Below are 24967 nucleotides of genomic sequence, written 5' to 3' on the forward strand. Positions count from 1 at the left end.
AGTGCTTGTCGCGCCACAGTTTACCGGCTGGTGATGCCTGCCAAGCCCACTTGCCCAAGAATTCTTGTGCTAAAGATTATGAACGCTTATCTGCACCAACATTTGCGTCGCAGTGATTTTGCGCATATACAATAAATAGGTGAACATACGACTGACTTGGGACGAGGCCAAGCGGAGATCCAATCTGCTTAAGCATGGTTTGGACTTTGTGAACGCCACCGCCGTGCTCGAGTCCCGCTACCGGTTCGACGTCACGACGGTGCGCCATGGCGAAACCCGGGTGCAGTCGTTCTCTTATGTGATGGGCCGGCTGGCGGTGTTGACGGTCGTGCACGTGCAGCGCAGCGAGGAGCAGCGCATCATCAGTTTCCGGCCTGCCAGCCAGGAGGAATCGGAGGTCTACTATGAGTGGCTCGCGGAAGAAGCCGAGTGAGCGCGAAGCGATCCTTCAGGCGCTGAAGTCGCCACCGCCCGAGGGCTACTACGTGTGGGATGGCGTGGATGAGGACGAGCGTCCGGCCACAGCCGAGGAACTGCAAGCCGCCCTGGCTGCAGCGCGTCGCAGGCGCGGTCGCCCCACGGGCTCGACCAAGACCCAGATCGCCTTGCGCGTGGATGACGACGTGCTGGAAGCCTTCAAGGCCAGCGGGCCCGGATGGCAGACGCGCATGAACGAGGCGCTGCGCGACTGGCTCAAGTCCCACCCAGACGGTGAGTCCGGGGCGTGTTGAGCCCGTGGGTCCGTGCCGGCTGCGTGCTGAGCTGCAAGCACCGCGGTTGGCTGGAAGGCGGCTTGGCCGAGACCCTGACATCGTGACCGTGCCCGCTCACGGACCGAACCAGGCCATCTGCGTCAACCAGTTCGTGGCCCTCATCGAGCTCATCCAGGATTGAGCCATGAGCGACGTCAAGCACATCCAGTCCGTTCACCCGCCGTACCCCTTCGAGGACCACGCGCGGCTCGTCAGCCACCTCAGCGAAGAGAACGACGGGGACTACCTCGTCACGTTCCAGGAACTGCCCGGTGTCATGGCTGATGGCGGGAGCACCAAGGAAGCCCTGCGCAGCGCGCGCGACGTTTTCGAGTCCGCGATCGCGGCAATGGTGGACATGGGGCGCGACATCCCGGCACCGACCATCCAGTCCGACGATGTGGCAGCACTTGGGCTTTCGGGCAAGTTCGTCACGCGCGTGCCCAAGAAGGGCGCCCATGCTCAGCTCGCACGCTGCGCGCGTGCCGAAGGGGTGTCGCTGAACTCGCTGGTGCTGGCCCTGCTTGCCGAAGGACTCGGCCGGCGCAGCGGGCGGGCCTGATGCGCTGCGCCGCTGCATGGGCTGCGTTTTGTGCGAGCGCCGTCGATGCCCTGCAACCATAGGCCTTTGACAGCCAAAACAGATCGATGATGGAGCAGCTTTGGTGAGTCGCGCGTCGTACGGCAACACCTGGTGGGGCGAGCAGTGGCTGCAGGCGCTGGCGCAGATCGACCACGACAGCCGCCTGCCGCGCGGGCGTGCCTATGCCAATCGTGGCGCGGTGCGCGACTTGAAGGTGCATGAGGGCCACGTCCGGGCCCACGTGCAGGGCTCGCGACCGAGACCCTACGTGGTGGACATCCACGTGCCGCAAGTCGGCGCCGCCAACGCTGCCCGACTGGCCGAGCGGCTGGCGGCCGACCCGGGACTGATCGCACGGCTGCTCAATCGCGAGTTGGACCCCGCGGTACTGAAGGAAGCCAGGGCGCTGGACATCCAGGTCTTTCCGCAGCGCTGGAAGGACTTGCAGATGGAGTGCTCGTGCCCGGACTGGGCCGTGCCCTGCAAACACCTGGCGGCGGTGATCTACCTGCTCAGCCGCGAGATCGACGCCGACCCCTACCTGGTGTTCAAGCTGCGCGGCATCGATCTGCAGACACTGCTGGGCCGCCACGGCGTGGCCGTCGATGCGCAGGCCGAGCGCGCACTGCCTGCCAGCGCGCTGGCGCTGCTCGAAGACGACCCCGAGCGGGCAACGCCTGAACCGGCACACGACCCGCAGGCGCTGGCTCGCATGGACTTCACGGCGGTGCCCGAGCTGTGCGAGCCGCTGTGGCGACTGCTGCCGGCGCAGCCGGTGTTTCACCACGGCGCAGACTTCCGCGAGCTGGCGCACAAGACCGTCACCCGCATCGCGCGCGAGGCGCAGCGCCAGCTCGATGCGGCCGCTGCGGCCGTGGACACCGGCAGCGAGGCGGCTTCCGTGCCCGAAGGGCAACTGCGCTTGAGGGTGAACGCCCAGGCCACTGTGGAGATCGCGGGCGCGACGCTGGACGGCCGGGCGCTGGACACGCTGCCCGGGCTGCTGGCAGCACTGGCGGCCGTGCCGCCGCAAAGCCTGCCGGAGCTGGGGGCGGACTTTGCCGGCATGCACACCCTGCATCTGTTTGCGCTGCACCTCATTGCCCGTGGCGCTGTGGTGCCGCAGGTCTTCACCGTGGACGCCAGGACGCTGGGGCTGCGCTGGTGCGCGGCGGAGCTGGACGCCACCGTGCGCGGCTTGGTATCACAGGCCGCGGCCGGGCTGCCGCCGGGGCTGGCGCAGCACCGACTGAATCGTTCTTGGGTACCGTTGGCCGCGCGGGCGCAGGCGCGCGTGCTGCTGTGTGCACTGATTGACTTGTACCTGCGCCTGCTGGCTGCGGACACGGCCCCGGCCGGGAAGCACGTTGACGGCAAGGCGTGGAGTCTGTTCTTCGGCCCGGGCCAGGTACGCGTCGACGGCCCGGGCGAGGGCGCGCTGGCCGGCAGCATCCACGCTTGGCTGGCGCGGCTGCACTTGGCGCGCCAGCGCTACATGCCGGTGCTGCGCCTGGATGAGGCCGTGCGTGCGGAGGGGTTCAGGCTGGCACTGGCCGTAGCCGACGAGCATTCGACGCTGGAGGCACCGGTGCCGCTGGCCGACGTCATTGCCCAGCCTGCGTTCCCCCATCGCATGAGCGTGCTCAGGACCGTGGCGATGCTGGCCGAGTTCCATCCGCCGCTGCACGACTACGTGCGCAAGGGCGCCAAACGTGCTCTCCCCGTGACACCCGAGGAGTTGCCGGCGCTGCTGTCGGTGACGCTGCCGGCACTGCGCCTCATGGGTATCCGCACCCTGCTGCCGCGAGCGCTGGATCAGCTGCTGCGGCCCCGGCTGTCGATGCAGATCAAGGCTGCCGCCGGTGCCAGTGCCGGTGCTGGTCTGTTGAACACGAACTCGATTCTGTCCTTCGATTGGAAGGTGGCCATCGGCGATGAGCTGGTCAGCGTTGCGGAGTTCAAGCGCCTGCTCGGCAAGGCCACCGGTGTCGTGAAATTCCGGGGCCAGTACGTGATGCTCGACGCAGCCGAGGTCGAGTCGCTGCACGCGCGCTTGGCTCGGCCCCAGCAGAGCGACGGCGCCACGCTGCTGCGCGCCGCGCTGGCCGGCGAGATCGAAGGCGCCCCGGTCGGTCTGAACAAGGCGGCAGAAAAGCTCATGGAGCAACTGCGGCGCGAGGCCGAGGTGCCGCTGCCCGCGGGGCTGCAGGCCACGCTGCGGCCCTACCAGCAGCGCGGCTACGCCTGGCTGTGGCGCAACGCCCGGCTGGGCCTAGGCAGCGTGATTGCCGACGACATGGGCCTGGGCAAGACGCTGCAGGTACTGGCGCTGCTGTTGCGCCTCAAGCAAGACGGTGCGCTGCGGGAGGGAAGGGCGCTGGTGATCGTGCCCACCAGCCTGCTGACCAACTGGCAGAAGGAGGCGGCGCGCTTCACGCCGGACCTGAACGTAGCCGTCTTCCACGGCGCCAAGCGCGAGCTGGCGCAGGAACGGCCCGACGTGCTGCTGACCACCTACGGCGTGGCGCGCAGCGAGGCGGCGACGCTCAAGGCGCTGTCCTGGCGCATCGTGGTGATCGACGAGGCGCAGAACATCAAGAACCCCAGCGCCGCGCAGGCCAAGGCCGTCAAGGCCATAGACGCGCAGAGCCACATCGCCATGAGCGGCACGCCGGTGGAGAACCGGCTGCTGGAGTACTGGTCGATCATGGATTTCGCGCAGCGCGGCTACCTGGGCGGGCCCACGCATTTCGCGCGCGAGTTCGCCACGCCGATCCAGACCCATCGCGACGCCGCGGCGGCCGAGCGGCTGCGCCGGGTGATGGCGCCGTTCCTGCTGCGCCGGCTCAAGTCCGACAAGTCCATCATCAGCGACCTGCCCGACAAGGTGGAGCAGGACCAGTTCTGCACGCTGTCCAAGCCCCAGGCCGCGCTGTACGAGAGCGTGGTGCGCGAGGGCATGGCGGCCATCGCCGGGCAGTCCGACACCTTCGAGCGCCAGGGCCTGGTGCTGCAGCTGATCCTGGCGCTCAAGCAGGTCTGCAACCACCCGGCGCACTACCTCAAGCAGGGCGCGGCCGACCCGGCGGCCTCGGGCAAGGCCGAGCGGCTGCTGGACCTGCTCGACGAGATCGGCGCCGCGCGCGAGAAGGCACTGGTGTTCACGCAGTTCCGCGAGATGGGCGAGCTGCTCGTGCGCATGCTGCAGGAGCGCCATGGACGAGAGCCCTTGTTCCTGCACGGCGGCGTCTCCCGCGCCGGGCGCGACCGCATGGTGGAGCGCTTCCAGGAGGAGCCCGGGCAGCGCGTGTTCCTGCTCTCGCTCAAGGCGGGCGGCACGGGGCTGAACCTCACGGCGGCCAGCCACGTGGTGCATTTCGACCTGTGGTGGAACCCGGCAGTGGAGGCGCAGGCCACCGACCGGGCCTACCGCATCGGCCAGCAGCGCAAGGTGCAGGTGCACCGCTTCATCACGCGCGGCACCTTCGAAGAGCGGATCAACGAAATGATCCATGCCAAGCGGGATCTTGCAGAGATGACCGTCGGCACGGGTGAAACCTGGATCGGCCAGCTGCCAACGGCAGAACTGAAGGCGCTGTTCCGACTGAGATAAACCCATGCGTCAGGGGTCTCGGCCAGACCGTGGACCTCATCTGCACCGCTGCCTCCAGCAGCCCCTTGCGTGTTGTACGCACCACGCTACTTGCTGCGCGAAGTGCAGAACCAGAGGCACTTGGTTAGTCTTACCTATATAACCTGCGGTTATTAATAAATGTTGGCGGGAAAATCTTCACTACCTCCGGCTCGCTGATGCCAGTTCGAACGGGGACGTCCATTCGATTACCTCCTGTGGGGCGCCATTGGCACGCTGCTGTACCGGCTTGGCGAACACTTCTACAACGTCGAGGTCCTGCGCCAGTACAAGGCGAAGTTCAAGCCGCTCTACCTGGCCTCGCCGGGGGGCGTGGCGCTGCCGGTGATCCTCGTCGATGTCGTCGCGCTGATGTCCGGCAGCTTGGCCGGCATCATCTCCAGGCACGGACTGCGTACGAGTCGCGCGTCCCGCGCCTGACTTGGTCGCTAGACGATTCGCAATAGGGAGCAGTGCATGTGGGCGCATCCGAGTTTCGATGATGCTTGGGATCTGACAGGTGCCATAGGCACACTGATCCGTGCCAGCAGTCTGCCAGCGCTTGCAATGCGGAAGCTTTCGTTTTGGGAAAGAGTCACTTTCCCATCGCGGGCTGTGACAGGCCGACGCCGCTGCCTAGATTGCAGCCATGCAGACCGCCGACTCGAAATCCAGGAGCCTCATCGCCATCGCCCCCTTGCTCGTAGGCACGGGCGTCTGTCTGGGTTTGGGTATCCCGTTCGCCAAGCTGGCTGGCGCCCAAGGAGCGGGTGTACTGCTCTTTGCAACCCTGCCCACCGCAGTGGCGGGCGCGATGCTGCTGCTGCTAGGCCTGTTGCGGGCCGGTGTGCCGGCTCCGCCCGCTGTCCTGCTGCGTTTCGGAATCACTGCCGGACTGCTTGGCCATGCTCTGCCGATGTCGGCGTTGTACTGGCTCACGGCGCGTGCGGGCGCAAGCTTCGCGGCGCTTGCTTTCACCCTGCCGGCGGTCTTCACGCTGGCCATCGTGCTGCTGCTGCGGCTGGAGCCGCCCACCTTCAGGCGCGCAGCCGCCGTCGCTCTGGGATGCGCTGGCGCCGCGCTACTGGTGCTGGGCCGAGGGCTTTCGTTCAGTGATGACCTGACGGACGTACTGCTCGTGGTCGCCATCCCGGCATCGATTGCCGCCGGCAACGTGTACCGTTCGCGATGCATGCCCCCCGGCGTTGACGGCGAATGGCTCTCCGCGGTCACGCTGTTGTCGTCGGCCGTGATGCTGGCCGGTGCCACCGCGGTCGCGCCCTTTTCGATCGGTTCGCTGGCCGGTGCGTGGCACTGGCTTGCCGCTCAGGCGCTGGCGCTGGTCGTCGGATATCTGCTGTACTTTGCGCTGCAGCGCAAGGCGGAGCCCGTCACCTTCAGCTTCATGGGCTACGTGTCGATGCTGACGGGCGTGGCTGCAGGCACGTTGGTGTTCGGCGAGCACCTGCCCTGGAGCACCGTGCCCGCACTGGTGCTGATCTTCTTGGCGCTGCTGCTGCTGAACACGTCGCCCGCCGCCATTTCCAGGGCTCCCCGTCCATGAGCTCACCTGCCTTCGCCGGCGTCGAGCTCCGCCTTGGAAGCACGCGCGGCCACTTCAGCAACGCCTGGCTCGATGCGCGATTCAGCTTTTCGTTCGGCGCCTATCGCCATCCCGCCCGCCAGCGATTCGGTGCGGTTCTCGCGTTGAACGAAGACCTCGTTCAGCCGGCCAGTGGATTCGCGATGCATCACCATGAGCATCTGGACATCCTGATGATTCCCTGGACGGGACCGATCGTGCACCGTGACAGCCTCGGTGGCCATGCGATCGTCAGGCCTGGCGAGGTGCAAGTGATGCACGCGGCCAGCGGCATCCTGCACAGCCAGATGAACGCCTCCGCTACGCACGGGGAGCGCCATTTCCAGTTGTGGTTCGCACCACCGTGGCGCCGCCGGGATGCCGAAGTGCTGCAGCGCACGCTCGGTATGCAGCGCTCAGGGCAATGGACGTCCGTGGTGGCACCTGCCGCAGGGACCGCGGCCATCGACTTCGGCCACGATCTTGCGGTGGACCTCGGTCGGCTTGACGCCGACAAGCCGCTGTCGATCCAGGCGAACCCGGCTCGGTCGCTGTACCTGCACCTCATGGACGGGGAAGCGGTCGTGCACTGCGAGGAGAACGTGCTGCGGCTTCAGGCGGGCGATGCACTGGCTTGTCCTGGTGGCTTCCCTTCGATCACCCTGTGCGCCGATCGGGCTGCCGCGGTGTTGCGCATCGAACAGCCCGCGCCGTAGGGCGTCACGCTGCCGGCCTTCCTTCCGGCACGTTCCCCAACAGCGGGACAATCGCCCATTGCCGGGTCGAACGGGCGGGTGACTGCCGCCGTCTGGCGACCCGAGCGCGTCACGCCCAAGCAAGGCACGGAGAAACGTTTGCATGGACCACCAGTTCGCGATGCGCTGCTTCTCACGGGTGGTCGCCACCGGCAGCTTTGCTGCGGCGGCACGGGATCTCAACTGCTCGCCGCCAGTGATCACGAAACAGGTCCAACAGCTGGAGGCCTGGACGGGCAGCCGTCTCATTGCTCGCACCACGAGGAGCCTTCACCTCACGGAGGCCGGGGAGCGCTTCCTCGCCTACTGCACGCGGGTGCTGTCCGACACGGATGCCATGCTCGAAGCCCTGCGTGCGTCGGGGCAACAGCCCGTGGGGCGGCTGGTGGTGTCGGCTCCCGTGTCGCTTACCTTGTCGCTGCTGTCGCCCCATCTGCACGCTTTCCAGGACTTGCATCCGAAGGTGGAGCTTGAGGTTCGTCTGAACGATCGGGTCAGCGACCTGATCAAGGAAGGCGTGGACGTCGCCCTGCGCGGCCGGGCGGAGCTGGAGGACTCGACGCTGGTCGCCGTGCCGCTGATGACCGTGGAACGGGTGTTGTGCGCGTCGCCGCACTACTGGCGGCGCCGGGGACCTCCTGAACATCCCGCCGACCTGGCCGGACACAACTGCCTGGCCTACGTCCTCGGCAGCGATGCGATGCAATGGCGCTTCGAGTCGGATGCGCAGGTGCTTCGGGTTGAGGTGCAGGGCGACTTCCGTACCGACAACAGCCTGCTGCTGGCCGATGCCTTGCGGGCCGGACGTGGAGTGGGTGTGGTGCCACGGGTGATCGTGGAGCGCGACTTGCGCGAGGGCAGGCTGGAGCCGGCACTTTCGCACTGGCGCATCGAGCCGCGGCGGCTGTTCGCGGTCTATCCGAGCCGCGAACACCTGCCTGGCCGGCTGCGCACGTTCGTGCATTTCCTGCGCAGTCAATTGGCGGATGCCGACAGCGTGTGAACGCAATAGCGTCCCGCACGGTTCGAAGCCGGAACCTGCACATGCGCCAGGCCCTGCAGCGATCGCAGGGCAGGCCACGCACGGGCTGCCCTCACTCACGTACAGCGCGCTCCCGTCACGCCTTGAGCTGTTGCCGACCGGCCACCAGTGCCCGCGTAACTATGGCCACATGGCGCCCCTGAAAGTACGCACCGGCCATTTCGTTGGCCGATACGGGGCGTGAGCCGTCTGCACCGGCAAGTGCCGTGGCACCGTAAGGTGTGCCACCCGTGATCTCGTCCATGTTCACCAGGCCGTCGAACGAGTAAGGCAGGCCGACAATCACCATGCCATGGTGCAGCAGGGTGGTGTGGAAGCTCGTGATCGTGGTTTCCTGCCCTCCGTGCTGCGTCCCGGTGACGGCAAACACGCTGCCGACTTTACCGATCAAGCTGCCCTTTGCCCAAAGCCCACCCGTGCGGTCAAGGAAATTGCGCATCTGCGCCGCCATGTTGCCAAAGCGCGTGGGCGTGCCGAACACCACGGCATCGTAGTTCGCGAGGGCTTCGGGCTTGGCCAGTGGAGCCGGTTGGTCGAGCTTGTAATGGGATGAGTGCGCGACGGCGTCCGGTACCAGCTCGGGTACGCGGCGCAGGTCGACCTCGACGCCATCGACGGAACGCGCTCCCGCGGCTACCGATTCGGCCATGCTCTCGACATGGCCCCAGCTCGAGTAATAGAGGACGAGCACTTTGGTCATCAATTTCTCCGTTGCGGCAAGTGGAATGTGGCGCTCAGTCTAGGAACGTGAACGGCGCTGGCATAGGCTCTCGGCGCAAACAATCAATTCAGTGATGGGAAGCAACTAGGTGCAAACGCAACGAGTTTGCAAGCTCCATGCTTCAATCCTGCGCAATAGGCGCGCCCGCAGACCATGCGACACCGCGCGTGGTCGCAGTGCTGAAGAACTGTTCCCACAGCACGAAGACACTCTTCATGTGCCGCAGCTGTTCGCTTGCGTCGAGCCCTTCTATGGTTGCTGCGTCGTGATCCAGCCCATGTGCTGCAACCAGGAGAGCTCCATCATGTTCAGTATTGTCCGCACGCTTGCCATCGCAACCGCCATCGCGGGTTCCGCTGGTGCCCTTGCCGCCGAACCGCCCGAAGTCGGCAAGAGCCCCTGGGGTGCCGAGGACCAGCTCGGACGGCTCAACCTCATGACGGACGCCAGCCGCGCGGCCGTGCTGAGCAGGGTTGCCGGCGGGCGTGTCTACGATCTTTCGGTGGAGTACTTTATCGGCATGCCCGGGTGGCATGCGGCAGGTGACCCTCGCTACCAGATCTGGATGACGCACACGCCGCACGGCACGGTCGTCGACGATCCGATCGGTGTGGGTCATGCGCAGAACGAGCATGTCAGCTACACCGGCTCGGCCGTCTCGATGTACACCCACACCGGTACCCACATCGACGCGCTCAACCATTTCGGGCTCGACGGGCGCATCTGGAACGGCTTCGAGGCGCGCGAGCACCTCGGCGACCGCGGCTGGCGCAAGACCGGTGCGGAGACCATTCCGCCCATCGTCGCGCGAGGCGTGCTGATCGATGTGGCCGCGGGGCAGGGCGTGGACATGCTGCCGCCGGGCTACAGGGTGAGGCGCCAGGACCTGGTCCAGGCACTGCGCGCGCAGAACCTCACCCTGCGCCAGGGCGACGTGGTCCTGATCCGCACCGGCCGCATGAAGCACTACGAGCAACCCCAGGCCTTCATGGACAACCCGCCCGGGATGAGCCTGGACGCGGCGCGCTTCCTGGTGGAGGAGAGCGGCGCCATGGTGGTCGGAGCCGACAACCTCAGCTTCGAGACCTTCCCGCCGGAAGTGCAAGGCAACTACGTGCCCGTGCATACCTATCTGCTGGCCCAGCAGGGTGCGCCCATCATGGAGTTGGTTCAGCTGGAGGAGCTTGCGCGGGACCGGGTATACGAATTCGCCTTCATAGGCGCCTCCTTGAAGCTCAAGGGGGCGGACGCGGCGCCCATGCGTCCGATCGCGATCGCGCTGCGGCGTTGACCGCGAGCGACCACGCGAGCAAGAGCACCACGAGCCCGAGGTACGAGCGCTCGCCGGTTGCTAGCGCAACAGGTGCTTGGGGAGGGAGGCGATCAAAGCCGTGACGCCCGGCATTCCCTGCCCCGGACTCAGATGGGCAACCATCAGTTCCCACGCGCGGGCCGGCTGGCGCTCCTTGAGTGCATCCAGGATCCGCTCGTGCTGCTCCCACGACTTGCGAATCATGCCGATCGCCGCGAAGGCGTGGCGCCGGTAAGCGCCCGTCCGGGCCCGCATGTGAAGAATCTCCTCGCGCAGGTAGGGATTGGCACACGCCCGGTAGAGCACCTCGTGGAACTCGCGGTTGTGTGCCTGCCACGCCTCGATGTCGTCGGCCTCGACACAGGGGCGCGCCGCATGGTGCACGCGCTGCATCTCCTGCAGGTCCTGTGCCGTCATGCGCTCGCATGCCAGCCGCGCACACACGCCCTCCAGCTCGGCAAGCAGCTCCCACATGGACAGCAGCTGCTGCACATCCATGCGCGCCACCACCATCCCGCCCCGCGGCTGGCTCTGAAGCAGTTCTTGCGCCTGCAGCTGCAGCAACGCCTCGCGCACCGGCGTGCGGGAGACGTCATAGCGACTCATCAGCTCCGCCTCGTCAATGGCGTCGCCGGGCAGCAGCGTGCCCGAGCGGATCGCGTTCTCAAGTTCCAGGCGGATGCGGTCAGCACTCTTCATGGCAAGGGTTTCTCCTGACTGGTGAATGCACGGAAGGCGTCTATAAATATATTTATGCAGAGCCACAGTACAAACAAAGACGTTGGAATTGTATCTTCCGGCAGGGAAGAAATGCCGGGCGGGCCTTTGGATGCGTCGCTGGCGTGGGTAGGGGGTGCCGCGTCGATGTGCGGTGTCCGCTTGTCCTTGCCGCAGCAGCAGCGCATCGCGCGGACCCTTCACGAGTTGGGCGCGGCGTTGGGCTTCAACTTGGAGAGTCGTGATGAACAGCGTGACCTGTGAGCGAGTTGCTCCTTCGATCCGGACCGTGCGCAAGATGCTGGCGGCCGGCGGCGACAGCGATCAGGACCTGGTGGGTCGCCAGCGCAAGCGCTTCGCCGCCGAGGCCGGGCGCTGGAACTGCGTGGTCCGTACCCTGGCCGAGCCAGTGGGAGCGCGCGATGGTCTGCTTGCCGGCGTGGCCCTGGCCCACAAGGACGTCTTTGCCACCGCGGGGCACGTGCCCGGGGTCGGCGTGTCCGCCGGGGCGGCTTCCAACGCACAGGCCTCGGCCGGCGTGCTGGAGAAGCTTGCATCCGCCGGTGCGGCGCACCTGGCGACCCTGACGCTGTCGGAGTACTGCTGCGGGGCGACCGGCGACAACCGGCACTTCGGGCGTCCGGTGAACCCGATCGACCCCGACGCCGTGGTCGGCGGCTCCTCCAGCGGCTCCGCGGTGGCTGTCGCGGCCGGGCTATGTCCAGCCTCGCTCGGAACCGACACGGCGGGCTCCGTACGCATCCCGGCGGCCACTTGCGGAATCGTCGGGCTCAAGCCGACGCATGGCCTGATCGACACCGCAGGCGTGTTCAGCCTGGCCCCCAGCCTGGACACGGTCGGGATCCTGGCGGCATCCGCGTCCGACGCGGCCCATCTGCTGTCGGCGCTCTCGACGCAAGGGTGTTCGCGTCCGGCCGAACAGGTGTCGGACGAGATCGAGGCTGCGCTCGACGCACCACGCCGCTGGCGCTTCGCCAATGCGGTGGACCGGCGAGGCCTGGCGCCCGAGGTTGCCGCGGCGCTGCACGGCTTCATGAACGTGGTACGCGACATGGGCGTGGTCACCGCGCGCCAGGTGGACGGTCGTGAACGGCTCGATGCCGCCGCAGCGATCGTGCTGCATGCCGAGAGTGCTGCGACCCAGGCCCAGTTGCTGCGCCGCGGCGGCGAGCTTCCCGGCGCAGCCAAGGCCGTGATGCTGCCCGGCATCGCCGTGCCGGCCCCTTGGTATGCGCGCGCCATCGTCGATCGCGGCTACGAGCGCAATCGGTTCCTGCGCACGGCCCTGCACGACGTCGACCTGCTGCTGACCCCGGCGCTGTCACGGCCGGTACCGGACTGGAACCGGGTTTCGCCCGGTCAGCCGGGGTACGACGAGGCCGAGCTGCAGGCCCTCTACGCCAACCTGCGCTTCGTCAACTACCTCGGACTGCCGGCCATCGTGTTCCCCATCGGCGCGGACACCCAGGGCCGGCCGGTCTCCGTCCAGGCCATTGCCCGGCCCGGGCAGGAAACGCTGCTCCTGGCGTTTGCGCACCAGGCCATGTACCGAATCGGCAATCCGGGGCTGCGCCCCGTTCACTGAGGACTTTTTCATGAGCATGACCACTGCGCCGGCGGCGCTGTCGAACCTGCGCGTCATCGACCTGTCGCGTGTGCGCGCCGGACCGACCTGCGTGCGCATCCTGGCGGACTTCGGAGCGGACGTGATCCGGGTGGAGCCGCCGGAGGGCGTCGATCCCAACGACGCGATGTTCGCGGCCAACCGGCATGGCGGGGACTTTCAGAACCTCAACCGCAACAAGCGCTCGCTGACGCTCAATCTCAAGCGGCCCGGTGGGCTGGAGATCCTGCGCACCCTGCTGAGCACGGCGGATGTGGTGGTGGAGAACTGGCGTCCCGACGTCAAGCGCCGCCTCGGCCTGGACTACGAGCAGCTGCAGGCCATCAATCCGCGCATCATCCTGGCCAGCATCTCGGGCTTCGGGCAGGACGGCCCCTACGCCGATCGTCCGGGCTTCGACCAGATCGTCCAGGGCATGGGCGGCCTGATGTCGGTGACGGGGCTGCCGGGTCAGGGACCGGTTCGTGCCGGTCTGGCGGTGGCGGATTCGAGCACCGGCATCTACGCGGCCGTGGGCGTCTTGCTGGCCCTGTTCGAGCGCGAGCGGTCCGGCCGCGGCCAATGGGTACAGGCGTCGCTGCTGCACACCCAGATCGCCATGATGGATTTCCAGGCCGCCCGCTACCTCAACGAGGGCGATGTCCCGGTCCAGGTGGGCAATGACCATCCCACCAGCAGCCCCATGGGCCTGTTCCGGGCTGCGGATGGCGTCTTCAACCTGGGCGCCTCGGGCGAGGGGAACTGGCATCGGCTGTGTGCCGCGCTGGGCATGCCGGCGCTGGTGGCTGATCCGGACTATGCGCACGAGGGCTTGCGGGTGAAGAACCGTTCCCGTCTCAACCATGAGCTGGGGGAGGTGTTTGCCACGCGCAGCGTGTCCCACTGGGTCGACGTGCTCAACGCCGCTGGCGTTCCGGCCGGTCCGGTGTACTCGATGCCCCAGGTCTTCACCGACCCCCAGGTACGCCATCTGGGCGTCGCGCAGCAGGTACAGGCCCGCGACGGGCGAACCGCCACCGTGCTGTCGCAACCCATTCATCTCGCGCGTACACCGGCGGTGCTCGCCGCCACGGCGCCGGACCGGGGCGAGCACACGCAGGAGATCCTGCGCCGCATCGGCTACGACGATGCCGCGATCAATCGCCTTCGCGCGGAGGGCGTGGTATGAGCGGCGGGTCCATCCATGTGCAGACCTTGGGTGCCGTGGCGTACCTGACGGTGTCCAACCCGGCCAAACTCAACGCGATGACGCGGTCGATGTGGACCGCGCTGCGCGACGCCGTGCTTGCCCTGGACGAAATCGCATCCGTTCGCGTGCTGGTGCTGGGCGGGGAAGGCACCAAGGCTTTCGTGTCCGGCGCCGACGTCAGCGAATTCGGCGCCCAGCGCGCGGCAGCGGAGAGCGCCGCCGACTATGACGCTGCGGTGCTGAGCGCGCAGCGTGCACTGCAGGTCTGCAGCAAGCCCACCATTGCCCGCCTTGACGGCATCTGCTTCGGGGGAGGGTTGGGGCTGGCATTAGCTTGCGATTTGCGCTATGCCAGTTCGGTAGCGACGTTTCGCATGCCCGCGGCCCGGCTGGGCCTGGGCTACGCGTACGAGGCGATGGAACAGCTGGTTCACGCGCTGGGGGCGCCTCGTGCGCTGGAGCTGTTCCTGACCGCCCGCAAGTTCGACGCCATGGAGGCCCGCCGCATCGGCGTGGTCCACGACGTGTTCCAGGACGAGAGCTTTGCCGCCGAGTTCGATGCCGTCGTGGAGGCCGTGGGCAGCAATGCGCCGTTGACCATGCGGGCGGCCAAGGCTGCCATACGCGGTGTCGTGATTCCCCAGAAACCTGGACAGCGCGCCTCGATCGACGCGTTGGTGCGCGCCTGCTTCGCCAGCAGCGACTACCGCGAGGGCCAGCAGGCCTTTCGCGAGCGGCGTCCACCGCGCTTCGCCGGCGCCTGACGCCCACCGCCTCAAGGAAGAGAGAACCCCATGAGCAACCCCAGGGTGCCTTATGAGTATTTCCACGACCGGGCAGGGCTGGCGCCACTGGAGGGCGCGTCGATCCTGGTGCATGTCGTCGTGAACGTCGAGCATTGGCCGTTCGACGAGCCGATGCCGCGCACGGTCCTGACCCCGCCCCACGGCAAGGAGAGCCTGCCTGACGTCCCCAACTTCGCATGGGCCGAGTACGGCATGCGCTGTGGCCTGCCCCGCATGGTCAGGGCGCTGCGCTCGCGCTCGCTGCCGGCCTCGACGAGTTGCAACGCTTCCGTCCTGGACGTGTATCCCCGTGCCGCGCAGGCGATGCTGGAAGCGGGCTGGGAATTCATCGGCCACGGGATGCACCAGCGCAGCCTCCACACCGCGGTTAGCGAGGCGGAGACGATTACCGCTGCCCTCGACAAGCTCGGTGCCTTCACCGGGCGCCGCCCGACGGGGTGGCTGTCGCCGGGGCTGCGCGAGACCGGACAGACCCTGGAGCATCTTCGGGCCGCTGGTGTGGAGCACGTCTTCGACTGGTGTCTCGACGACCTGCCCTGCTGGATGTCCACGGCCTCGGGCCCGTTGCTGTCCCTGCCATACAACCTGGAGCTCAACGACTCGGTGATCTGCGCGGTCGAGAAGCAGCCTTCATCGGAGTTCCTCACCCGCGCAAGCCGCACCCTCAAGCTGTTCGAGCGCGAGGTCCAAGCCGACCGGCAGCCCCGTGTGCTGGCGCTGGGGCTGCATCCGCACCTCATGGGCGTACCGCACCGCTTCGGCGACCTGGAAGCCCTGCTGGACATGCTCATGGCCTCGCCGCTGGTGCGTTTCGTCACCGGCAGCGACATCGCCCGCTGGTACGGCCAGCAGGTACCCGCCCCGGTCACTGCACCGGGCTTGCAGCAGGAGGCGGCATGAACGCGGCTGACCGATTGGTGGCTCACCTCCAGAGTCACGACTTCGACACCCTCCCACCCGCGGTCGTGGAGGCTGCCAAGGTCTTCATCCTCGACGCTTTCGGCGTCGGCATCGCGGGTTCACGCCACCCGCGCATGGCGCAGGTCCGGCAGGCGATGCGGGCGCTGGGCACGGGCGACGCGGCGACCGTCTGGGGCTCCGGCGAGACGCTGCCCTGGGCGCAGGCCGTGCTCACGAATGCCTACCAGGTGTTCAACCAGGAGTTCGACTGCATTCACGATGCCGCGGTCGTGCATGCCATGGCCTCGCTGCTGCCCGCCTGCATGGGCTATGCGCAGGCCTATGGCGGCGTGAGCGGGCGCGAACTGATCGCCGCCGTCACCTTGGGGCTGGATGTCGCCATCTTTGTGGCGCTAGCGCAGCGAGCACCGATGCGGTTCTTCCGGCCCGCCATGTGCGGGGCACTGGGCGCAACCGCAGCCCTGGCCAAGCTGGCACGGCTCGATGCCAATCAGACCCGCGATGCGCTGGGGCTGGCCTACAGCCATCTCAGCGGAACCATGCAGGCCCATGTGGAAGGCTCTCCCGCCGTGAGCATGCAAGTTGGCTTCAACGCCAGGGCCGCGATCACCGCCTTCGAGCTGGCGCGGGCCGGCTTTCCGGGTCCCCGCGACATCCTTGAAGGCCCCTTCGGCTACTTCGCGCTCTACGACTTCGGGCAGGCGGACTGGGCGTCGGTCCAGGGCGAGATCGGGCAGGTGTTCCAGATCACGCGCATGAGCCACAAGCCGTATCCGTCCGGGAGAGCGACCCACGGCGGCATCGAGGGGGTGCTGCAGCTGATGCAGCGGCATGGCTTCGAGCCCGACGCGGTCGACTCCGTGCAGGTCTTCGCTTCGGCGCTCGTCGTTCGCCTGGTGGGCCGCGCAGCCACGCCGGACATGGACCCTGGGTATGCGCGTCTGTGCATGGCCTACACCGTGGCCACGGTGCTGCTCACGGGCGACCTGCGCCTGCAGGACTTCGACGAGGCGGCGCTGCGGGACACCCGGCGGCTGGCGTTGGCGCAGCGGGTGCGCCTCATCGACAACGCCAACCCGGACCCCAACGCGATCGGCGGCCCACAGCATGTTGTCGTCATGTTGAAGGACGGGACATGCCATGAGCTGGCCATCAAGCAGTTGCTCGGCCATCCGCAGCGTCCGCTGAGCCTGCGCGAGCAGGAGCTCAAGTTCGAGCGCTGCTGCACGGCTGCCGTGCCGCCCCTGCCGCAGCGGCAATGCCGGGAGCTTGCCTCGATGCTGCGCAGGCTCGAAGAGGTAGGCGACGTCCGCGCCCTCGCTGCCGCCTCGACGCCCGCGGGAGCCGCGGCCATTCGCCGCCATTCCGCTGTTTGACCATGACCTTCTGGAGATCCGCATGAAAACTGCCGCCATCGCGCTTGCCCTGACCGGGCTCTTGGGCAATGCCCTGGCCGACGAGCTGCCCAGGACCTCGCTGAAGGTCGTGGGCAGCGTCAGCACCCTGTCACCGTACAAGGACTTCGAGCATCCGTTCTGGAGCAAGACCATTCCTACGCTCTCGGGTGGGCGCGTCACCGCCGAGATTCGTGGCTTCAACGAAATGGGCATGAAGGGCCCGGAGCTCATGCGGCTGATGTCCAGCGGCGTGATCGAATTCGGGACCGCGACGCTGGTCTACTTCGCCGGCGACAACCCCATCAACGAGGCCATCGACCTGGCCGGACTGGCGCCGGACGTGAAGACGGCGCGCCAGGTCACGGACGCCTTCTATCCCGTCTACGAACGCCTCTACGGCGAACGGTCCCGGGTCAAGCTGCTGGGCATCTCGACCTACCCGGCACAGGTGTTCTTCTGCAACGCCTCGGTACGCGCCCTGTCCGACCTCAAGGGCAAGAAGGTCCGCACCAGCAGCCGGACGCAGGCTGAGTTCGTGGAAGCGCTGGGCGGCTCCAGCGTCACGCTGGCCTTTGCCGAGGTCGTGCCTGCCTTGCAGAACAAGGTGGTCGACTGCGCGATCACGGGTTCGATGTCCGGCTACTCGGCGAAGTGGTACGAGGTCAGCACGCATCTGCTGGCGCTGCCGGTCAACTGGAACCAGCAAGTCCACGCCGTGAGCCTCAAGGCCTGGGAGCGCATCGACCCGAAGGTCAGGACCTTCCTGCAAACGCAGATCACCACGATGGTCAACGACATATGGGCTGCGGCGGAGCAGCAGACACGCCAGGGCATCGAGTGCAACACCGGCTCATCGGCGTGCACCAGCGAGATCAAGGGACGCATGGTCCTGGTCCAGCCCAGCGAGGCCGATCGTGCGCTGCTCAGGCAGGTGATGCTCGACTCCGTGCTGCCGAAGTGGGCAGCGCGATGCTCCGCGGACTGCGTGGACAGCTTCAACACCCGGCTCGGCCCCATCGTCGGCCTGAGCGCCAAGAAGTGAGGAGCGGCTCGTGAGCACTCATGCTTCACCTTTGAACCTGTCTCACCAGCACGGCTTTGCCGACCTGGCTCCGTCCACGCTGGGGCGGCTGGTGGATCTCGCCCATGCACTGTCCCGATGGGCTGTGTGGGGTGCGGGTGGGCTGATCCTAGCCAGCGTGCTCCTTGTCACCCTGGATGTGCTGCTGCGCAAGCTCATGGGCCGCGGCGTTGGCGGTGCCGATGAGCTGTCCGGCTACGCCTTTGCCATCGGCACCTCCTGGTCCTTGGCCTTTGCAACGCTGCAACGGGCCCATGTCCGCGTGGATGTCCTCTACCACCGCCTGCCGCGCCGTGCCGCGGCCGTCCTGGATTGGTTGAGCCTGGTGGCCACGGGCGTGTTCTGCGCGTACCTGAGCTACTACGCCTTTGAGGTGCTGACGCAGTCGTGGACCCAAGGCGCGCACGCCAACAGCAGCCTCGGAACCCCGCTGTGGGTGCCACAAGGCTTGTGGCTGCTGGGGCTGGGATGGATGTGCGTGGTGCTCGGACTGCTGCTGCTGCGCGCCAGCGCCGCATTGATCCGTGGCGATGCCGGCACGGTTGCGGCCATCGCCGGTGTGCGCTCGGCCCAGGAAGAAGCGCGTGAAGGCGCCGAGGACGGCGCACGCATCGTGCAAGGAGAGCAATCATGATCCCGGTCTCCATGGCGCTGCTGCTGGTCCTGATCGGGCTGAGCATTCCCGTCGGTGTCGCGCTTGGCAGCTTGGGCCTGATCCTGGACCAAGGCTATTCAATGCTGCCTCTGGCAGGCGCGATGGGTGAGCTGGCGTGGGGCGCGAGCACCGAGTTTTTGCTGGTGTCCATCCCGCTGTTCGTGATGCTGGGCGAGATCCTGCTGCGCTCGGGCTTCGCCGAGGGCATGTATCGCGCCATGGCGCTGTGGCTGTCATGGCTGCCGGGCGGGCTGATGCATGCCAACATCGGCGCCTCCACGCTGTTTGCGGCAACTTCCGGGTCAAGCGTGGCCACGTCGGCCACCGTGGGTACCGTCGCCATTCCGCAGATCCAGCGTTACGGCTACAACGAGCCGCTGTTCCTGGGCAGCATCGCCGCCGGTGGCACGCTGGGCATTCTGATTCCCCCGTCGATCAACCTGGTCGTCTACGGCGTGCTGACCAACTCCTCCGTGCCCAAGCTGTACCTGGCGGGCATCCTGCCGGGGCTGGCGCTGGCGACGCTCTTCACCATCACCATCGCGGTAGCTTGCACGCTGCGCCCGCAATGGGGTGGCACGCGGCTGCAGGCCAGCTGGCCGCAGCGGCTGCACAGCCTGCTCGACCTCCTTCCACCGCTGGCCATCTTCGCGCTGGTCGTCGGGTCCATCTATGCAGGGCTGGCCACGCCGACCGAGGCCGCCGCGCTCGGTGTCTCCGGTGCGCTGTTGCTGGCCATTTTCCGACGCAAGCTCTCGCGCGGGATGCTGAAGGAGGCTCTGGAAGGCACGATGAAGGCCACCGCGATGATCATGCTGATCGTCATCGGTTCGACCTTTCTGAACTTCGTCATGTCGGCCATCGGGCTCACGCAAGCACTCACCGACTTCATCAGCGGGCTTGGTCTCTCGCCGCTGGCGATGCTCGTGGCCGTGGTGCTGTTCTACCTGGTGCTGGGCTGCTTCATGGAGACCCTGTCGATGATGATCACGACTGTCCCCATCGTGGCGCCGGTCATGGTGGCGCTGGGCTATGACCCCATCTGGTTCGGCATCGTCGTGATCCTGCTCGTCGAGATGGCGCTCATCACCCCGCCGGTCGGACTCAACCTTTTCGTCGTGCAAAGCGTGCGCAAGGGCGGGACGATGGACAGCGTGATCGTGGGTGCCTTGCCTTTCGTCATGGCGCTGCTGCTCATGATCGCCGCCTTGGCCTTGTTCCCCGGGCTCGCACTCTGGCTGCCCAAGGCCGTCGGGCCGAACTGAGCCGCCTTTCTCTCTCGCAACCCTCCGACTTCAGACGCTACGCCGCCGCAACCGTCGGCAGCGGGGCCGTGCTCGGCCCGACGGCTGCAGACAACAGGAACACCATGACCTCGATCGATTTGTCTTACCTGCGCCAATGGGTCGGCCGGCAGGAACGTGCCGACGACAGCGTGCGTCCCATCGCAGCGCGCCAGATGGCCGCTGCGCTCAGCCGCGGCCACCGCGTGCCGGCGGAGAGCGACGACCTGCCGCTGCTATGGCATTGGCTGTGCTTCCCCGCGATCGCGGACGGCAGCGAGCTTGGCCTCGACGGGCATCCTGCCCGCGGTCACTTCCTGCCTCCGGTGCCGCTGCCCCGGCGCATGTGGGCAGCAGGACGCCTTGTGTTGCATCGCGCGCCCCGCATCGGCGAGCCGCTGCGCCGCATATCGACCATTGCCGACGTCAAGGCCAAGGACGGCTGCTCCGGTCCGCTTGTCTTCGTCATCGTGAAACACGAGATCGAGAGCCGTGGACAGCCCTGTATCACCGAATGGCAGGACATCGTCTATCGCGATGCCGCGAGGCCCGGTGTAGGGCCCAGGCCGATCCAGGCGGCTGAGGAAGCTGCGGTGTGCGAAACGGTGCCCGTCAACGCCACCCTGCTGTTCCGATACTCGGCACTCACCTTCAACGGCCATCGCATCCACTACGACCGCGACTATGCGACCGGCGTGGAAGGCTACCCGGGCCTGGTGGTTCATGGCCCGCTGGTGGCCACGTTGCTTGCAGGGCTGCTGGAGCGCACGGCGAACGTGATCCCGGTCCGCTACTTCGAGTTCAGGGCCGTGCGCCCACTGTTCGATTTCGACACCGTGACGCTGTATGCGCAGGCCAACGACGGGACGGTGTCGCTGTGGGCGCGCAACGGCTCCGGCCACCTGGCCATGAGCGCAACCGCGCGCTGATTACTTACCAACAAGGTGAAACCCATGACTTTCAACACATCCCCCGGTCCGCATGAAGAAATGCGGGACGCGGTGCGCGCGCTTTGCGCCGAGTTTCCGTCGGAATACCACCGCAAGATTGATGAAGAACGGGCCTATCCGGAAGCCTTCGTCCAGGCTCTGACCAAGGCGGGCTGGCTCGCCGCGCTCATTCCGCAGGAGTACGGTGGCTCGGGCCTGTCCATGGCGGAGGCCTCCGTGATCATGGAGGAAATCAACCGTTCGGGCGGGAACTCCGGCGCCTGCCATGGGCAGATGTACGTGATGAACGCCATCGTGCGCAGCGGCTCCGCAGCGCAGAAAGACCACTACCTGCCGAGGATCGCCGCGGGCGAGCTGCGCGTGCAGTCCATGGGCGTCACAGAGCCCACGACCGGCAGCGACACCACCCGGCTCAAGACCACCGCGGTGAAAAAGGATGGCCGCTGGGTGGTCAACGGACAGAAGGTGTGGATCTCGCGGGTTCAGCACAGCGACCTCATGATCTTGCTGGCGCGCACCACGCCGCTGGCCGAGGTGCAGAAGCGCACCGAAGGTCTGAGCTGCTTCCTGGTAGACCTGAAGCAGGCGCTGGGCAACGGGCTGACCGTGCGTCCTATCCCCAACATGGTCAACCACGAAACCAACGAGCTTTTCTTCGACGACCTGGAGCTGCCCGAGGACAGCCTGCTGGGCGAGGAGGGAAAGGGCTTTCGAACCATCCTCGATGGTTTGAACGCAGAGCGCACCCTGATCGCGGCTGAATGCATCGGCGACGGCTACTGGTTCATCGACCGGGCCACCCAGTACGCCAACGAGCGCGTGGTGTTCGGCCGCAAGATCGGACAGAACCAGGGCATCCAGTTTCCGATCGCGGAGGCCTTTATCGAGCTCGAAGCCGCCAACCTGATGCGCTGGAATGCCTGCGCAAGGATTGACGCACGTGAGAGCGCGGGGGCCGAGGCCAACATGGCCAAGTACCTGGCGGCCAAGGCGAGCTGGGAGGCGGCCAACGTCTGCCTGCAGACCTATGGCGGCTTCGGTTTCGCCTGCGAATACGACGTGGAGCGCAAGTTCCGCGAAACCCGGCTGTACCAGGTGGCGCCGGTCTCCACCAACCTGATCCTGGCGAACGTGGCCGAACATGTGCTGGGCCTGCCGCGGTCGTTCTGACATGTCGACATCACCTGTCACCGGGAGCGCACTGTGAGCCTCAGCTGCCGTTCGTACCTCTTTGTCCCTGGCGACAGACCGGAGCGCTTTGCGAAAGCTGCCGCCTCTGGTGCTGACTGCGTGGTCATCGACCTAGAGGATGCCGTATCGCCTTCGAACAAGAAGCGCGCCCGCGAAAGCGCCTGCAAGTGGCTGATGGAGGGGCGTCCGGCGTCAGTTCGCATCAATGGCGCGGACACTCCTTGGTTCGCGGCCGACCTGGCCATGTGCCGCCGCGCCGGCGTACCGAGCATCATGGTGCCCAAGGCACAGCGGACCACCGACCTGCTGTGCATTCACAAGGCCGTGGGCGCTGCGCTCCTGCCCATCATCGAATCTGCCCAGGGCGTAGCCCTGGCGCGACGGCTGGCTGGCGTGCCCGGCGTGCAGCGCCTGGTATTGGGGTCGGTGGATCTGCGGCTGGACCTGGGCATCAGCGGCGACGACTCCAGCCTCTCCTCCTACAGCCAGGAACTGGTGCTTGCCTCGCGATTGGCCGGCATCGAGGCGCCGGTGGCCGGTGTCACGCTCCAGGTCGCGGATCTCGACGTGGTCGCGCATGACGCACGCTGCAGCCGCAGGGCAGGGTTCGGCGCAAAGCTGTGCATTCATCCGGCACAGGTCGACACGGTCAACGCATGCTTCCAGCCCTCGCAGGACGAGGTGGCCTGGGCCCGCTCCGTTGTCGCCGCCGCGGCGGCGTCGGGAGGCGGTGCGTTTCAGATGGACGGGCAAATGGTGGACGCGCCTGTCGTCGACCGGGCCACGCGCCTGCTCATGTCGCAGACAGGCTCCCGGCCCGTGTCGTTGATCACCATGAATCCCTACTTCAGGAGCGTCTCATGAAAATCTTGGTGCCCGTGAAACGGGTGGTGGACTACAACGTCAAGGTCCGCGTGAAGAGCGACGGCTCGGGGCTCGACCTCGCCGGCGTGAAAATGAGTATGAACCCCTTCGACGAGATCGCCGTCGAGGAGGCCGTGCGGCTCAAGGAAAAAGGCATCGCCACGGAGGTGATCGTGGTCTCCTGCGGCGTCACGCAGTGCCAGGAGACGCTGCGCACGGCCCTGGCCATCGGCGCCGACCGCGCCATCTTGGTCGAGACGCCCAGCAATGCAGCCTTCGAGCTGCAGCCGCTGGCCGTGGCCAAGATCCTCAAGGCGCTCATCGACAAGGAGCGGCCGGGCCTGGTGATCCTGGGCAAGCAGGCCATCGATGACGACAACAACCAGACCGGCCAGATGCTCGCCGCGCTGGCCGACCTGCCACAGGCCACCTTCGCCTCCAAGGTCGAAGCTCTAGAGGGCAAGGCCCGGGTGACGCGCGAAGTGGACGGCGGCCTGGAGACGGTGGAAGTCACGCTGCCGGCGGTCGTCACGACCGACCTGCGCCTGAACGAGCCGCGCTACGTGACGCTGCCCAACATCATGAAAGCCAAGAAGAAGCCGATGGAGACGGTGAAACCGGCGGACCTGGGCGTGGACGTGGCGCCGCGGATCAAGACGCTGAAGGTCGAGGAGCCGCCCAAGCGCGGCGCGGGCGTGAAGGTGGCCGACGTGGCCACGCTCGTGGACAAGCTCAAGAACGAAGCCAAGGTGATCTGACATGGCCGCACTCGTCATTGCCGAACACGACAACGCGCCCTTGAAGGGCGCGACCCTCAACACCATCACTGCCGCGCTGGCTTGCGGCGGCGAGGTGCACGTGCTGGTGGCCGGCGAGAACGCCGCCGCCGTGGCCCAGGCCGCTGCGCAGGTGCAGGGCGTGGCCAAGGTGCTGCACGCCGACGCGCCCGCGCTCGCCACGCAGCTGGCGGAGAACGTGGCCGCCCAGGTGCTGGCCGTGGCAGCCACCTACAGCCACATCCTGTTCCCCTCGACCGCCAACGGCCGCAACGCCGCCCCGCGCGTGGCCGCCAAGCTCGACGTGGCGCAGCTCAGCGACGTCACCAAGGTCCTCACCGCCGACACCTTCGAGCGCCCGATCTACGCCGGCAACGCCATCGCCACGGTGCAGAGCGCCGACGCGGTGATGGTGATCACCGTGCGCACGACGGGCTTCGACGCCTCGCCCGCCACCGGCGGTAGCGCTGCCGTTGAAAGCCAGGCCGCGGTGGCCGACAGCGGCAAGAGCGCCTTCGTCGGCCGCGAGCTGACCAAGAGCGACCGCCCCGAGCTGACCGCCGCCAAGATCATCGTGTCCGGTGGCCGGGCGCTGGGCTCGGCCGAGAAGTTCGCGGAAGTGCTGACGCCGCTGGCCGACAAGCTGGGTGCGGCCCTGGGCGCCTCGCGCGCCGCGGTGGACGCAGGCTACGCCCCGAACGACTGGCAGGTGGGCCAGACGGGCAAGATCGTTGCCCCGCAGCTCTACATCGCCTGCGGCATCTCGGGCGCGATCCAGCACCTGGCGGGCATGAAGGACTCCAAGGTGATCGTGGCGATCAACAAGGACCCGGAGGCGCCCATCTTCAGCGTGGCCGATTACAGCCTGGAGGCCGACGTGTTCGAGGCGGTGCCGGCGCTGGTGCAGTCCTTGTAAGCGTTCCTGGATGGGACATGACATGAGCGCGCAAGCGTTGTTGGAACAGTACGGTCCGCGCGAGTCCATGGACTACGACGTGGTGATCGTCGGCGCCGGCCCCGCGGGGCTGGCCACCGCCATCCGGCTCAAGCAGCTCGCCGCCGCGGCGGACCGCGAGGTGTCGGTGGTGGTGCTGGAAAAGGGCTCCGAGCCCGG

The 24967-nt window shown here is 67.0% G+C and carries 24 protein-coding genes; 22 read left to right on the forward strand and 2 right to left on the reverse strand.

Annotated elements, in window-relative coordinates; all coding sequences use genetic code 11:
- The first annotated feature begins 139 nt into the window (after positions 1–139).
- The 7 genes from H537_RS0139110 (at position 140) to H537_RS0139150 (ending at position 8306) form a co-directional block, all read left to right on the forward strand.
- Positions 140–433 carry a BrnT family toxin gene (locus H537_RS0139110; protein WP_259375262.1) on the forward strand — a complete coding sequence of 98 codons (294 nt, stop codon included), beginning with the start codon at positions 140–142 and terminating at the stop codon, positions 431–433.
- Entirely contained in the window at positions 405–731 is a 327-nt protein-coding gene (locus tag H537_RS0139115; RefSeq protein WP_029002185.1) for a BrnA antitoxin family protein, read from the forward strand. The genes H537_RS0139110 and H537_RS0139115 overlap by 29 nt, the downstream gene beginning before the upstream one ends.
- A gap of 166 nt (positions 732–897) precedes the next feature.
- On the forward strand, positions 898–1314 hold the full coding sequence (locus H537_RS0139125; RefSeq protein ID WP_043462228.1) for a type II toxin-antitoxin system HicB family antitoxin: 417 nt from the start codon (positions 898–900) through the stop codon (positions 1312–1314).
- A gap of 103 nt (positions 1315–1417) precedes the next feature.
- Positions 1418–4948: an SNF2-related protein gene (locus tag H537_RS0139130; RefSeq protein ID WP_029002187.1), complete on the forward strand. Its 3531-nt coding sequence runs from the start codon at positions 1418–1420 to the stop codon at positions 4946–4948.
- 667 nt (positions 4949–5615) lie between these two features.
- Positions 5616–6530: a DMT family transporter gene (locus tag H537_RS0139140; protein WP_084151300.1), complete on the forward strand. Its 915-nt coding sequence runs from the start codon at positions 5616–5618 to the stop codon at positions 6528–6530.
- Positions 6527–7264, forward strand: coding sequence for a pirin family protein (locus H537_RS50185; protein ID WP_084151301.1), 738 nt, complete (start codon positions 6527–6529; stop codon positions 7262–7264). The genes H537_RS0139140 and H537_RS50185 overlap by 4 nt, the downstream gene beginning before the upstream one ends.
- Positions 7265–7406: 142 nt before the next feature.
- Positions 7407–8306 carry a LysR family transcriptional regulator gene (locus tag H537_RS0139150; RefSeq protein ID WP_029002189.1) on the forward strand — a complete coding sequence of 300 codons (900 nt, stop codon included), beginning with the start codon at positions 7407–7409 and terminating at the stop codon, positions 8304–8306.
- A 115-nt stretch (positions 8307–8421) separates the two neighbouring features.
- On the opposite strand, the gene wrbA is transcribed toward H537_RS0139150, so the two are convergent.
- Entirely contained in the window at positions 8422–9045 is a 624-nt protein-coding gene (gene wrbA, locus H537_RS0139155) for an NAD(P)H:quinone oxidoreductase (protein WP_029002190.1), read from the reverse strand.
- 298 nt (positions 9046–9343) lie between these two features.
- Here wrbA and H537_RS0139160 point away from each other — a divergent pair, with 298 nt between their 5' ends.
- Positions 9344–10357, forward strand: a complete 1014-nt coding sequence (locus tag H537_RS0139160; protein WP_211235160.1) for a cyclase family protein — start codon at positions 9344–9346, stop codon at positions 10355–10357.
- 60 nt (positions 10358–10417) lie between these two features.
- Here the strand turns inward: H537_RS0139160 and H537_RS0139165 are convergent, their stop codons facing one another.
- Positions 10418–11077 carry a GntR family transcriptional regulator gene (locus tag H537_RS0139165; protein ID WP_029002192.1) on the reverse strand — a complete coding sequence of 220 codons (660 nt, stop codon included), beginning with the start codon at positions 11075–11077 and terminating at the stop codon, positions 10418–10420.
- A 262-nt stretch (positions 11078–11339) separates the two neighbouring features.
- Between H537_RS0139165 and H537_RS0139175 the strand changes: the two genes are divergently transcribed.
- The 14 genes from H537_RS0139175 to H537_RS52040 all read left to right on the forward strand — a co-directional run.
- Complete coding sequence (locus H537_RS0139175) at positions 11340–12701, forward strand: amidase (RefSeq protein ID WP_029002193.1); 1362 nt, start codon at positions 11340–11342, stop codon at positions 12699–12701.
- Between the two features lie 10 nt (positions 12702–12711).
- Positions 12712–13908, forward strand: coding sequence for a CaiB/BaiF CoA transferase family protein (locus H537_RS0139180; protein WP_029002194.1), 1197 nt, complete (start codon positions 12712–12714; stop codon positions 13906–13908).
- Complete coding sequence (locus H537_RS0139185; RefSeq protein WP_043462230.1) at positions 13905–14693, forward strand: enoyl-CoA hydratase; 789 nt, start codon at positions 13905–13907, stop codon at positions 14691–14693. Before H537_RS0139180 ends, H537_RS0139185 begins: the two co-directional genes overlap by 4 nt.
- Positions 14694–14723: 30 nt before the next feature.
- Positions 14724–15635 carry a polysaccharide deacetylase family protein gene (locus H537_RS48380; protein WP_043462233.1) on the forward strand — a complete coding sequence of 304 codons (912 nt, stop codon included), beginning with the start codon at positions 14724–14726 and terminating at the stop codon, positions 15633–15635.
- Positions 15632–17032 carry an MmgE/PrpD family protein gene (locus H537_RS0139195; protein ID WP_029002196.1) on the forward strand — a complete coding sequence of 467 codons (1401 nt, stop codon included), beginning with the start codon at positions 15632–15634 and terminating at the stop codon, positions 17030–17032. The genes H537_RS48380 and H537_RS0139195 overlap by 4 nt, the downstream gene beginning before the upstream one ends.
- Positions 17033–17054: 22 nt before the next feature.
- A complete protein-coding gene (locus H537_RS0139200; RefSeq protein ID WP_029002197.1) occupies positions 17055–18095 on the forward strand; it encodes a TRAP transporter substrate-binding protein in 1041 nt (346 codons plus the stop codon).
- Between the two features lie 64 nt (positions 18096–18159).
- Positions 18160–18768 carry a TRAP transporter small permease subunit gene (locus H537_RS0139205; protein ID WP_029002198.1) on the forward strand — a complete coding sequence of 203 codons (609 nt, stop codon included), beginning with the start codon at positions 18160–18162 and terminating at the stop codon, positions 18766–18768.
- Entirely contained in the window at positions 18765–20054 is a 1290-nt protein-coding gene (locus H537_RS0139210) for a TRAP transporter large permease (protein ID WP_029002199.1), read from the forward strand. Before H537_RS0139205 ends, H537_RS0139210 begins: the two co-directional genes overlap by 4 nt.
- A gap of 104 nt (positions 20055–20158) precedes the next feature.
- Entirely contained in the window at positions 20159–21001 is an 843-nt protein-coding gene (locus tag H537_RS0139215) for an HTD2 family dehydratase (RefSeq protein ID WP_029002200.1), read from the forward strand.
- Between the two features lie 24 nt (positions 21002–21025).
- Positions 21026–22192: an acyl-CoA dehydrogenase family protein gene (locus H537_RS0139220; RefSeq protein ID WP_029002201.1), complete on the forward strand. Its 1167-nt coding sequence runs from the start codon at positions 21026–21028 to the stop codon at positions 22190–22192.
- Positions 22193–22225: 33 nt separating this feature from the next.
- Positions 22226–23077: an HpcH/HpaI aldolase/citrate lyase family protein gene (locus H537_RS48385; protein WP_064736135.1), complete on the forward strand. Its 852-nt coding sequence runs from the start codon at positions 22226–22228 to the stop codon at positions 23075–23077.
- The gene (locus tag H537_RS0139230; protein ID WP_029002202.1) at positions 23074–23835 is read left to right on the forward strand and encodes an electron transfer flavoprotein subunit beta/FixA family protein; all 762 of its coding nucleotides are present in this window, start codon (positions 23074–23076) and stop codon (positions 23833–23835) included. Before H537_RS48385 ends, H537_RS0139230 begins: the two co-directional genes overlap by 4 nt.
- A gap of 1 nt (position 23836) precedes the next feature.
- The gene (locus H537_RS0139235) at positions 23837–24769 is read left to right on the forward strand and encodes an electron transfer flavoprotein subunit alpha/FixB family protein (protein WP_029002203.1); all 933 of its coding nucleotides are present in this window, start codon (positions 23837–23839) and stop codon (positions 24767–24769) included.
- 22 nt (positions 24770–24791) lie between these two features.
- Positions 24792–24967, forward strand: a 176-nt coding sequence (locus H537_RS52040) for an FAD-dependent oxidoreductase (RefSeq protein ID WP_156902259.1), incomplete at its 3' end; no start/stop codon positions are given.

The sequence above is a fragment of the Azohydromonas australica DSM 1124 genome, from assembly GCF_000430725.1.
GTDB classification, from domain to species: Bacteria; Pseudomonadota; Gammaproteobacteria; order Burkholderiales; family Burkholderiaceae_C; genus Azohydromonas; species Azohydromonas australica.